The sequence below is a fragment of the Blautia sp. CGZ-1-C1 genome (genome assembly GCF_056504575.1).
The window spans coordinates 1-10147 of sequence record NZ_JBWLUT010000185.1; the positions used below are offsets into that span (position 1 = coordinate 1).

17 protein-coding genes and 1 pseudogene are annotated in these 10147 nt (G+C 39.2%); 10 read left to right on the forward strand and 8 right to left on the reverse strand.

Annotation, left to right across the window (positions count from 1 at the left end; genetic code table 11):
* Positions 1 to 202, forward strand: a pseudogene (locus tag AC058W_RS16900) (hypothetical protein); the annotation flags it as partial.
* 227 nt (positions 203 to 429) lie between these two features.
* On the opposite strand, the gene AC058W_RS16905 reads toward AC058W_RS16900, so the two are convergent.
* Positions 430 to 636, reverse strand: a complete 207-nt coding sequence (locus AC058W_RS16905; protein ID WP_054752894.1) for a DUF6219 family protein — start codon at positions 634 to 636, stop codon at positions 430 to 432.
* A 180-nt stretch (positions 637 to 816) separates the two neighbouring features.
* Here AC058W_RS16905 and AC058W_RS16910 point away from each other — a divergent pair, with 180 nt between their 5' ends.
* From AC058W_RS16910 to AC058W_RS16950, 9 genes are all read left to right on the forward strand, one after another.
* The gene (locus AC058W_RS16910) at positions 817 to 1197 is read left to right on the forward strand and encodes a helix-turn-helix domain-containing protein (RefSeq protein WP_479390384.1); all 381 of its coding nucleotides are present in this window, start codon (positions 817 to 819) and stop codon (positions 1195 to 1197) included.
* A gap of 89 nt (positions 1198 to 1286) precedes the next feature.
* Positions 1287 to 1499: a sporulation initiation factor Spo0A C-terminal domain-containing protein gene (locus AC058W_RS16915; protein ID WP_054335624.1), complete on the forward strand. Its 213-nt coding sequence runs from the start codon at positions 1287 to 1289 to the stop codon at positions 1497 to 1499.
* A gap of 7 nt (positions 1500 to 1506) precedes the next feature.
* Entirely contained in the window at positions 1507 to 1941 is a 435-nt protein-coding gene (locus AC058W_RS16920; RefSeq protein ID WP_479390385.1) for a hypothetical protein, read from the forward strand.
* A gap of 325 nt (positions 1942 to 2266) precedes the next feature.
* A complete protein-coding gene (locus tag AC058W_RS16925) occupies positions 2267 to 2740 on the forward strand; it encodes a sigma factor-like helix-turn-helix DNA-binding protein (protein ID WP_476389402.1) in 474 nt (157 codons plus the stop codon).
* A 577-nt stretch (positions 2741 to 3317) separates the two neighbouring features.
* Positions 3318 to 3686, forward strand: a complete 369-nt coding sequence (locus AC058W_RS16930) for a type II toxin-antitoxin system PemK/MazF family toxin (protein WP_479390386.1) — start codon at positions 3318 to 3320, stop codon at positions 3684 to 3686.
* A 136-nt stretch (positions 3687 to 3822) separates the two neighbouring features.
* Positions 3823 to 4002 (forward strand): hypothetical protein, encoded by a 180-nt coding sequence (locus AC058W_RS16935; protein WP_008688169.1) that lies wholly within the window; start codon positions 3823 to 3825, stop codon positions 4000 to 4002.
* Positions 4003 to 4079: 77 nt separating this feature from the next.
* A complete protein-coding gene (locus AC058W_RS16940) occupies positions 4080 to 5186 on the forward strand; it encodes a recombinase family protein (RefSeq protein WP_479390387.1) in 1107 nt (368 codons plus the stop codon).
* Between the two features lie 58 nt (positions 5187 to 5244).
* Entirely contained in the window at positions 5245 to 5493 is a 249-nt protein-coding gene (locus AC058W_RS16945) for a hypothetical protein (protein ID WP_479390388.1), read from the forward strand.
* A 133-nt stretch (positions 5494 to 5626) separates the two neighbouring features.
* Positions 5627 to 6112 carry a sigma-70 family RNA polymerase sigma factor gene (locus tag AC058W_RS16950; RefSeq protein ID WP_479390389.1) on the forward strand — a complete coding sequence of 162 codons (486 nt, stop codon included), beginning with the start codon at positions 5627 to 5629 and terminating at the stop codon, positions 6110 to 6112.
* 152 nt (positions 6113 to 6264) lie between these two features.
* Here the strand turns inward: AC058W_RS16950 and AC058W_RS16955 are convergent, their stop codons facing one another.
* The 7 genes from AC058W_RS16955 to AC058W_RS16985 form a co-directional block, all read right to left on the reverse strand.
* Positions 6265 to 6762, reverse strand: a complete 498-nt coding sequence (locus tag AC058W_RS16955) for a QueT transporter family protein (RefSeq protein ID WP_117675275.1) — start codon at positions 6760 to 6762, stop codon at positions 6265 to 6267.
* Between the two features lie 66 nt (positions 6763 to 6828).
* A complete protein-coding gene (locus AC058W_RS16960; protein ID WP_117675273.1) occupies positions 6829 to 7443 on the reverse strand; it encodes a stage V sporulation protein AA in 615 nt (204 codons plus the stop codon).
* 6 nt (positions 7444 to 7449) lie between these two features.
* A complete protein-coding gene (locus AC058W_RS16965) occupies positions 7450 to 7806 on the reverse strand; it encodes a SpoVA/SpoVAEb family sporulation membrane protein (RefSeq protein WP_117675272.1) in 357 nt (118 codons plus the stop codon).
* Between the two features lie 17 nt (positions 7807 to 7823).
* Positions 7824 to 8906 carry a stage V sporulation protein AD gene (locus AC058W_RS16970; RefSeq protein ID WP_117675269.1) on the reverse strand — a complete coding sequence of 361 codons (1083 nt, stop codon included), beginning with the start codon at positions 8904 to 8906 and terminating at the stop codon, positions 7824 to 7826.
* A gap of 143 nt (positions 8907 to 9049) precedes the next feature.
* On the reverse strand, positions 9050 to 9514 hold the full coding sequence (locus tag AC058W_RS16975) for a SpoVA/SpoVAEb family sporulation membrane protein (RefSeq protein ID WP_117675268.1): 465 nt from the start codon (positions 9512 to 9514) through the stop codon (positions 9050 to 9052).
* 45 nt (positions 9515 to 9559) lie between these two features.
* On the reverse strand, positions 9560 to 9844 hold the full coding sequence (locus AC058W_RS16980) for a stage V sporulation protein AB (RefSeq protein ID WP_479390390.1): 285 nt from the start codon (positions 9842 to 9844) through the stop codon (positions 9560 to 9562).
* Positions 9834 to 9980, reverse strand: a complete 147-nt coding sequence (locus AC058W_RS16985; RefSeq protein WP_479390391.1) for a hypothetical protein — start codon at positions 9978 to 9980, stop codon at positions 9834 to 9836. The genes AC058W_RS16980 and AC058W_RS16985 overlap by 11 nt, the downstream gene beginning before the upstream one ends.
* Positions 9981 to 10147: the final 167 nt, after the last annotated feature.

The following is a 10147-nucleotide window of genomic DNA, read 5'->3' on the forward strand; positions in this document are numbered from 1 at the left end:
AATTAAGAATAGGCGTAGCAAAAAAATTTGGAAAATTGCTGGGGTTATATTCCTAGTAATTGTGCTATTGAATATCCTCTTGATAATATTTAATATGTCAGTATCTAAAAACGTTTCAACAGATAGTAGCACCACTTTCATAGAAATAGGTGAAGATGATGTGATTGATGCAGAGAATTTCCAACATACAATCCCAGTTTGACAACTTTATATCCATACACACAAAGCAGTTAGTCTTAGGATTGACTGCTTTTTAACAAAAGACACCACTCAGGTGTAAAGGGTGTCTTTTTAGTGCTATTTTATTGTCATATCAAGGCTCATTCAATTGTGGTAAATTCGTGGTAAATTAAATAATTTTCTATACTTCAAAGTGCTTGAAAGTATAGTGTTTATGCGGATAATCGCAAATTAGATATAAAATTTTGTTTAACTATTCTCACTATTATTTGATTCAGTGATTTTTTTCTTCTTTGGAGAAACCAGTTTGTGACCGGAATAAATGGACATGCCCATACAAAGCAATGAAGAATAGGCAAAATATTTATGTGCAGTCATAGATTTTCTGATTCCAGAATAAATGCATCCCAACATACAGAAAAGTGCTCCGAGGGACCAGTATTTATGCGATTTCATGATTTGATACCTCCTTTTGATTTAACTGATTCTATCATAACGCTTTTTTACGAATATGCAAAGAAAATCTTGAAATATAGTTCTATAGAATTAGAACTTGGTTTTGCGATTCTGTATATTTAAGATATTCACAAGTATACTAAATTCAGAACGATTATTCGTTCTGGAGGAGGTGTTACGATGGATTTGAAAGCAGTAGGACAGCGAATCAAATCAGCACGAGAAGCAAAAAATCTCACGCAAGAGGAACTGGCTGCATTAGTACATTTAAGTCCGACGCATGTGAGTGTAATAGAGAGAGGCTTGAAAGTTACAAAATTGGATACCTTTGTTGCAATTGCAAATGCATTAGATGTTTCTGCAGATACTCTTTTGATTGATGTTGTGGCACATTCAGTTACAGGTGTTACCAATGAGCTGGCAGAGAAAATAGAAAAACTTCCGATCAAAGAGCAGAAAAAAATTATCAAAGTAAATCCATACATTATTGGAAGAATAGATATGACAAAACTGAGAAGAGCAAGTAGCTCTTCTTTTTTTTGCCCCTTTATCCAGCTTTAAGTTGAAAAGTGTCTTTTCATGACGATAGAAATATGCTAAATTAGTTCCATAGAACAAGATGTAATTCTTTTTATATTGGAGGAAAATGAATGAGAGAGAAAACTATTTATGAGAAGATTGCAGAAAAGTACAACACAACACCAGAAGAAGTACGAAGAGAAATGCAGATAGCCATAGATGCAGGCTTTGATAATCCTGATCCAGCTGTGCAGGAAAAATGGAAGAAAATGACACTTAAAGGAGACAGACCCACACCGGAAGAAGTAATCAATTACGCAGTAAAACAATTAAAAGGAAATTAATGAAAATATGAAGAAAAAGATAATTGCAGTGATAACAGGAGCAGTGATCTTGATAATTGCTGCAGGAAGTATTTATGGGAAAACTGAGATCCGGTGGCATAAGAGAGGTGAACCGGATGTAGTAGGAACATTTTCCATAAATCGGGATGAAAATTTAACTGTGGTCGCTAATCGGGAAAATATTGAGGATAGGGAAGCGTTTGCAAGAGAACTTTTGCAGATGTACAAGGATGATTCTTTTCATTCGACAAAATTCTCTACAGACAGGGGATATGCGACGAGCCTTGATATGAACATCTATTTATGGAAAGAGGATATTGAAGACGGGGAATCGGTAATGACAGCCGAATACAGACCTGTAGAATATGGAAAGGACTATGATGTTGTCAATAATCCTGATAAATTTCAAATATATATAGATGGAAAAGAAGTAGAAGAATAACACGGTGAACTTTTTACACTGAAATATGTACGATTCTAATAATGGCATGAACTTATGGGAACGTATTGCGGATACTTTGTGAACTTTATCCTGATACAATGATTATGCTGATGAAAGAGGGCATAGATAACTGAATATAAGAAAGAGACGAAAGCCTCAGTAGTTAAGAAAAAACTACTGGGGCTTTTTTTGTGCCTGAATTTTTCAGCCAATAACTGCGGGTATGTCCCGGCAGGATAAAGGCGGAGCAGGCATGATCCTAAACAGAGGTCCGCCTTCTGGATTTGAAACGAGCAACAAGATTTCAAATTCAGGAGGAACGGATATGTATATTGAACACCCATATTTTTATGACGGAAAGTACTACGCAAATATTGATGGAGAAATGATCGAGATTACAAGAGAAGTTGCGTATGCGATGAACAATTTTTACAGAAGTAGCAAGGCAAAAAAAGTTGAGATTAAGAACGAACTGGGGGAAGTCGTGGATAAGATGCTGCGGGAGGTACCTTACAGTGGACAGTCCATTGATGGGGAAGGATTCATGATTGAAGATTACCCGGATCTGAATTGTGACGTGGAGCACAGTGTACTGACGAAAATGGAACAGCAGGATATTCATAAAGTGATCGATCAGCTGAATACCGAGGAACGCATGATTATTTACGGCATTTTCTTTGAAAACAAGACACAGACACAGATGGCAGAGATTATGGGGATTTCCAGACAGGTATTAGCTTACAAGCTGAAAACGATCCTTAATAAAATGCGTGAAATGTATATGAAAAAAATTTTTTAAAAAATTTCGGAAATTTTTTTGCATCTGCCGAAGTCATTTGACTTTAGTAATTAGAGGAGCTTTAAGGACTCCCTAAAATGCACCATGAAAACTGAATATCCAATAATAACTGACGTGACATTTCATACAGTGAGCACGAGGAAGATGCCGCTATAGGATTATAAGACGTAAGAAACTTTTTTGAGCTAATAATACTGCGAAAAAGCACTGACCAAAGCCAGTCGGCAGGCTGGTGTGATGCGATGACATGTGTGAGATGCGATACACTTGCAGACCCTGAGAAGTCTGTAACTGGTAAACCTATGAACTGCCAGAGCCTGGAAACGAGAGTTTTTGGGTTGTGGTCCGGAGTGTAGCATCCGGACAGGTTATTATTCCCTTCCTGCAGATGCAGGAGTAACGATTCGGGGTATCGAGGATAAATAGAATCGAGCGAGCACTGTTTAATAATCAAATTGGCTATAGAGGTTATGCGGCAGAGTTTTCCATCTTGGAAAGGAACTCTGCCGTATTCCTGTGTGAGCCGAATATAGCGCTATGAATGCTTTACAAATTAAAAAGATTGGAGAGATGACAAGTGACGATTCGAAGAGGAGATATCTTATGGGCGGATCTTCGGTATGTTCCCAGCACAGCTTCGGTTCAGGGTGGAGTAAGACCGGTGATCGTAGTAAGTAACAACAAAGCCAATACATACAGTTCAGTCATTACAGTAGTTCCGCTGACATCAAGAATATATAAGAAGCGGTATCTACCAACACATGTATTTATCAGTAAATACGATATGACAGGAATCCGAAAAGGAAGCCTGGCATTGGCTGAACAGGTTATGAGCATTTCTACAAAATGCATTATTGAGAAATGCGGAAGAGTAAACAAGTGGAGCCTGGATCGGGTACTGAAAGCAGTACAGATTCAAATGGGAATGAACGAAAGTGAGAAATGATATTCCTGCTTTCGACAATTCAACAGAAAACGACGTCATAAAGTGTAGATAACACAAAAGAATGACAATACAGGACGAGCGGTTCTGGTGATTTTTTAGAGACGATTGAATATGATTTATAAAGGGAGGGATTGCGATGGCATTAAAAATTGTAAGAAGATATGATGCAAATGGTAATGTGATCGAAGATAAAGATTTAGAAAGATTCAAATTGGATTCCCCGGTAGTTCGTCAGATCTTATATCAGATGAATAAAGAGATGGGAGCAGTTGATAATATTAAAGTCGATGCAGCTGAAAGAAGAAATTTCATATAACATACTTAGACAAATAAAATAAGTTGAAATTTTTCTGGAAGGATGGTATAGTATACGTGAGAGGAGGAAAGAGCGAGGTGAGAAACATAAGAATTGGAAAGAATACCTCAAATAATAAAAAAACAGGATTGTATATCAGAGTTTCTACAAATTTTCAGTTTGAAGAAGGATATTCAGTAGGTGCTCAGACAGAGAAGCTTGAAAGGTATTGTAATTATCAGGAGATTGATAATTATGATCTGTATATTGACGGTGGCTATTCAGGAAGCAATCTGAATCGACCGGAGATGAAACGTCTTATTAAAGAAATTCAAGAGGGCAAAGTGGAATCAGTTGTAGTTGTTAAACTTGATCGTTTGTCCAGAAGTCAGAAAGATACGATTTATCTTTTGGAAGATGTGTTTGAAGCAAATGATGTTGGATTTATTTCTTTAAATGAGAACTTTGATACAACAACACCATATGGAAAAGCAATGGTAGGTATCTTATCTGTATTTGCTCAGTATGAACGTGAAAATATTCGTGAACGTACACAGATGGGAATTACAGAGAGAATCAAAACCGGAAAATGGAGAGGGACGAAACCACCATTTGGTTATGACTATAATAACGGTGATGACGTTCTTGTGCCAAATAAAGATGCAGAAACAGTCAGAAAGATTTTTGAATTATATAAGGAAGGCTATTCCACGTATGCACTGGCAAAGATGTCCGATTTAAAAGGAGACAAACAAGTGTCCGATATGTTATCCAGAGTGACATACGTTGGAAAGCTCAAATATAATAAGGAAATCGTTGATGGTCTTCACGAGCCGATAGTTGATAAAAAACTGTTTGATGAAGTTCAGGAATTGCGAAAAACAAGAACGAGAGCAACTTCTCATAAATCACAGTATTTACTTACTGGGTTAATATATTGTGGATTATGTGGGGCAAAGATGCGTTATCAAAAATGGAGCGGTGGAAGAGTGATGATTTACTGTTACTCATTAGACCATAGTAAACCGCACCTGGTTAAGAATCCAAATTGCCAGAATGGAAAATTGGATGCAGCTGAAGTTGAAGAAGTTGTTGTTAGTGATATGCTGAAATTATCAAAGGAGTATGAGGTAATCGAGGAAAAATCAGAACAGCAAAATCAAAAAGGATTTGAAGCTATGAACCAGGGAGAATCAGATTCTTGAAGGTAAGCTGAAATCCCTGTATAATTTATATGCATCCGATACCAATAATAGTGTCCTGTTGGAGACGATTGGTGAGATCAATAAAGAACTGGAAAATCTGAATACACAGATAGAACAGTACACATTAAAGAACACCAGAGCTAAAGATATGACAGCAAGAGCTAAAGCATTCAAAAGTGTTGCTGACAGCTGGGAGTTCATGTCTTTTAATGAAAGACAGAAGACTGTACGTGAATATATCAAAAAGATCAAAATATCGAATGATTATGTTGAAATTGAGTATAATGATCTTTTGACACTACAGTAAATTACATTTCTATAGTTAATACATCGCAAGGGGATATATCTTCTTGCGTGTAAAATTTCATATATCTTATTCAAGATAATTACCCTATTGGATAAAGGAAATTTCAAAATTTCCACTATAATACATTATCCCGATGATCGCAGGTGAGATTAAGAGATATCTTCGGGATGATGGAATCTTAAAAGTAAGCAGGAGCCTGAAAGAAAATTGTGTCAGGATTTACAGCGCAAGGGAAAAACTGGAAAAAGAACTGGGGAGAGAACCGGTAATGGAGGAAATAGCCCAAAGTGCACAGCTTTCTGTAGATGAAGTGGTGATGTCACTGGAATCGGGGGCAGAAGTTGAGTCTTTGCATAAGATTATCTATCAGGGTGATGGAAATGATATTTCGCTTATGGACAGGCTTCAGGAAAAAGAAAATGGACAGGATGCTGCGTTGAATCGTATTTTTCTGGATGAAATATTAAAGAAGCTGGATGCAAGAGAACGCCAGCTGATATATATGAGATATTTTAAAGATATGACGCAGACAGAAATTGCTGCCGAGATGGGAATCTCACAGGTGCAGGTATCCAGAATGGAGAAAAGAATTTTAAAACAATTAAAAGACCAGACATAGTATATATCAGGTGGTAAATAGAAAAAGAGTATGCAGATAACAAGTGATATTTCCCGATAAGCAGGTAAATATCACTTGTTTTGCATACTCTTTTTGTGTTTGCGTATATACGTTAAGTTATATTGGTTATGGTTTGGGTTGCTTTCGATGACTTACATGGTTCTCTGAGATCTGAAGATTACATTCTTGTATTTCAGAAGAGCTGTCTGAAGAATCAGTCCTATTACAGCACAGGAAACAACCTCTCCGACACCTACAGTCAGCATCATAAGCGGAATCGGAAGATTCACTCCGTATCCGAAACGGAGTACGAATGGTACAATGACTGCGTTCGCCACGATTGGCGGAATCGGTGCAAGAAAACGATTACAGTTGCGAAGCTTGTAAGTAAATACAGCACCGATCAGTGTTGCAATGCTTCCGAAGATGATATCTACCGGAATCGCGCCGCCAAAAAGATTGGCGATGATACATCCGACAAATAATCCCGGGATTGCAGCTGGTGTAAAGAATGGCAGAATTGTCAGTGCCTCAGAAAAGCGGATCTGGACTTCGCCATAACTAAGCGGTGCAAATAAAACTGTCAGAACTACATAAATAGCTCCGATTGCAGCCGCCTCTACAAGAAACTGTGTACCTTTGTTTTTCATATTCAATTATCTCCTTTAGTATTTTTTTTACGAGTGGAAGGTTTCGAACACTCGGCTGAAAGTATATCACTTTTTCTGCATCCGGTCAATATCTTCTATGATAGTTTTATTGACATCATCTTCGTACAGGCGCATTTGTATCTGCATAGGAGTGGGATCGGTGGTGATCTTCATATGACCAAAGTGATTAAAGAAGAACAGGACGCCAAGCCCGATTCCTATGGAATATGTGATTTCCAGAACAGTAAAATGATTGGAAACCTGTCCTGTAACCTGTGTATAAATCTGATCAAAAAGGCTGCCAACGTCTACGTCATTATTAAATGTCATAATAGAAAATCCGGCACCGAAAAAAGTAGCCAGACCGACGAAAATAATTTTACACCACTGCCAGATGATGCCGGGACCAGGCTTATTCTTAAATGTAATGATAAAGTTTTCTTCACCAATCGTATTGATTTCAAGATCTGGTTCTTTTTTCTGAATTTCAGTGATCAGGTCCATGACAGACATCACGTAACGGCCGGGTTTATCAGGTGCAAGATTTGCTACAGGCATTACACGCAGACGGTTTAAAATTTTGCTGTTGCTGCAGGAGAGTTTCGCTATGTCCTGCAGGTAAATATGCGGGTGGGTTACCTGGATATTCTGATCTAATTGCAGATAGAGAGTATCGCTCATGTCAAATCATCCTTTCATTTTCGGCTTGAAAATAAGGCTTGCGAGATAAGAAAAAATAAGAGCTGCGGAGACACCGACCGCACATGCGGTGAAACCACCCATAAAAAGTCCGATCAGACCATTTTCATCGATGGCTTCTTTTATTCCTTTCCACAATACATTGCCAAATCCGAGCAAAGGAACAGATGCGCCTGCTCCTGCAAATTCTACAAACGGCTGATAAATGCCAATGGCGCTTAAAACAGAACCGGTGCAGACCAGAAGTACCATAATACGGCCAGGCATAAGTTTTGTCCTGTCAAGCAGAATCTGAACCAGGGCACAGATGAGTCCTCCCGTCCAGAAAGCATTAAAATAGTCCATGTTTTTCCTCCTTCTATTTACATCATCTCAGGAACTTTATATTGTTCAATAACAACGGCATGTGCGATTCCGGGAATAGAGTCCCCTTCGTTGAAACTTACTTTTGATAACAATGCTCCGGTGGGGACAAATAGAATTCGTTTCCAGTTATTATTTATGATACCTGGTAATATATGTCCGGCTAAAACAGAAGCAGCACATCCACATCCGCTGCCGCCGGAATGTGTGTCCTGAGTTTCTGAGTCATAAATCAACATGCCGCAGTCCTGATGTATGGAAGAGATATCAAATCCTTTTTCTAAGAGAAGGTCGAAGAGGATTTTCTGACCTATCAGGCCGAGATCACCTGTGAAAATAGCATCGTAATCTTCAGGCTTGCGGTTGAAATCTTTTAGATTCTGGGCTATGGTATCGCACGCGGCAGGAGCCATGCATCCGCCCATGTTAAAGGAATCCTTAAATCCGAAGTCAACCAGTCTGCCGGTGGTGATTCCTGTTATGACGGCACAGGTATTTTGATGGCGGAGAGAGTTGGAGTTTTTGGCAGCAGAACGGGATGGAGGTTCGTATCCGAGTACACAGGCTCCGGAACCAGTGACCGTCCAGGTAGCAGATAGGGGTCTTTGATTTCCATATCCCAGGGGAAAACGAAATTCCTTTTCTGCGCTGGCAAAATGGCTGGAGGTAGCGCAGAGGATATGCTTTCCGTAGCCGCCTGCTACACACAAAGAGCCAAGGGAAAGAGACTCGCCCATAGTGGAACATGCACCGAAAAGACCATAAAACGGAATTCCAAGATCTGCTGTTCCGAAAGAAGATGCAACAGTCTGGGCGAGCAGGTCACCGGCGAAAAGAAAACGGATATCAGATGCCTGCAGACCGGCTTTCCGGATTGCCAGCAATGCGGTTTCTTTTTGCATAGTGCTTTCGGCTGCTTCCCATGTATCCGTACCGAACAAGGGATCTTCGCATACTTTGTCGAAACAGGATCCTAATGGGCCTTCGCCTTCTTTCTGACCGACAATCGAGGCACAGCTTTGGATAAAGACGGGATTTTTAAATGAGACACTGGATGTACCGAGAGTTAGTTGATTCTTCATATGAAACCTCCTGTGAGATAAATCTGAAAAGATAAATATTCGGTAGTTGGCTGTTTCGCAAAATATTTTAACCAAATCAAGTAAGTCCCCTGCTTCAATTGCGAATATCTGATTGATTTTGTATCTACAAAAGCATGGAACAGTTATGTGAAAAGATAGTAAATAACACCAAGAATCCACGAACTTAAAATTCCATACAGAATTACGGGACCTGCGATGGTGAATATCTTGCATCCGATGCCAAAGACCTGCCCCTCTGCTTTGTATTCGATGGCGGAAGCGGCGACAGAGTTGGCAAACCCGGTGATTGGCACAAGACCTCCGGCTCCTCCGAATTTTCCGATTTTGGAATAAAGATTAAGACCGGTAAGGATAACGCTGATCAGTATCAGAATAAGGGAACACCAGGAACCGGAAGTATCTTTGTCAAGTCCGAGACTTTTGGCATAATTTAGGATAAACTGTCCCAGAACACAGATGATACCGCCTGTGAAAAAGGCTTTGCACATATTTAGCCCCAGGCTGTGAACAGGGGTGATTTTTTTTACGTAGTCCTGATATTGTTTTTGCTGCTTTTGTTGTTTTTGAGTTGAAATATTACCTGACATAAGATTTTCTATGTTCTCCTTTCTTTTATAATAATTATCTGGAAATCATGGAAGCCATCCGTTATAATAGTAAATCAGTGAGCCGACTGCTTTGCCGAATGCTACACACAAAATGGTAAAGGAGAGGCCCTTTTGGAAACGGATTTTTCTTGCAAAGATGGGAAAAATATCTGCCATTTCTGCAAGTGCCATGATCCATCCTCCGAGAAAGATTCCTGAAAAGAGCCCGTATAAAATCAAAAAAGGAGTACCGGCAGGGATGTTCCATTGAAAGAGATAGAACAGATTTCCAAGCTCTGTTCCGAATAATGTAATGTCCTCATATAGCATGATATGGTCTGCGGTATGTGTTATGCCTGCATAACGCGGGACGATCGAGAGCCCCGATCAGAAGCCCGATCAGTCCTCCGGCAATGATAAAGCCGGAGCATAGTCCGATAAATCCGAGAAAGATCTGCTGTAGCATGTCTGCCTCCTGAATAAGATGACGAATTGTTGTGCCTGTGATAGGTATTATGGCGGAATCATAAAATTATATACATCAATTCTAAAGAATGTATGAAGAACTGTACTTTTGGGGAGAAAAATAGTATAATATCCTGTACAGATATTGATTCGTAGGAGGTTTTTGTA

Coding starts and splice junctions, on each gene's coding strand:
- AC058W_RS16905 (WP_054752894.1), bottom strand. CDS start 636: ATGAAATCGCATAAATACTGGTCCCTCGGAGCACTTTTCTGTATGTTG.
- AC058W_RS16910 (WP_479390384.1), top strand. CDS start 817: ATGGATTTGAAAGCAGTAGGACAGCGAATCAAATCAGCACGAGAAGCA.
- AC058W_RS16915 (WP_054335624.1), top strand. CDS start 1,287: ATGAGAGAGAAAACTATTTATGAGAAGATTGCAGAAAAGTACAACACA.
- AC058W_RS16920 (WP_479390385.1), top strand. CDS start 1,507: ATGAAGAAAAAGATAATTGCAGTGATAACAGGAGCAGTGATCTTGATA.
- AC058W_RS16925 (WP_476389402.1), top strand. CDS start 2,267: ATGTATATTGAACACCCATATTTTTATGACGGAAAGTACTACGCAAAT.
- AC058W_RS16935 (WP_008688169.1), top strand. CDS start 3,823: ATGGCATTAAAAATTGTAAGAAGATATGATGCAAATGGTAATGTGATC.
- AC058W_RS16950 (WP_479390389.1), top strand. CDS start 5,627: ATGATCGCAGGTGAGATTAAGAGATATCTTCGGGATGATGGAATCTTA.
- AC058W_RS16955 (WP_117675275.1), bottom strand. CDS start 6,762: ATGAAAAACAAAGGTACACAGTTTCTTGTAGAGGCGGCTGCAATCGGA.
- AC058W_RS16960 (WP_117675273.1), bottom strand. CDS start 7,443: ATGAGCGATACTCTCTATCTGCAATTAGATCAGAATATCCAGGTAACC.
- AC058W_RS16965 (WP_117675272.1), bottom strand. CDS start 7,806: ATGGACTATTTTAATGCTTTCTGGACGGGAGGACTCATCTGTGCCCTG.
- AC058W_RS16970 (WP_117675269.1), bottom strand. CDS start 8,906: ATGAAGAATCAACTAACTCTCGGTACATCCAGTGTCTCATTTAAAAAT.
- AC058W_RS16975 (WP_117675268.1), bottom strand. CDS start 9,514: ATGTCAGGTAATATTTCAACTCAAAAACAACAAAAGCAGCAAAAACAA.
- AC058W_RS16980 (WP_479390390.1), bottom strand. CDS start 9,844: ATGCTATATGAGGACATTACATTATTCGGAACAGAGCTTGGAAATCTG.
- AC058W_RS16985 (WP_479390391.1), bottom strand. CDS start 9,980: ATGCTACAGCAGATCTTTCTCGGATTTATCGGACTATGCTCCGGCTTT.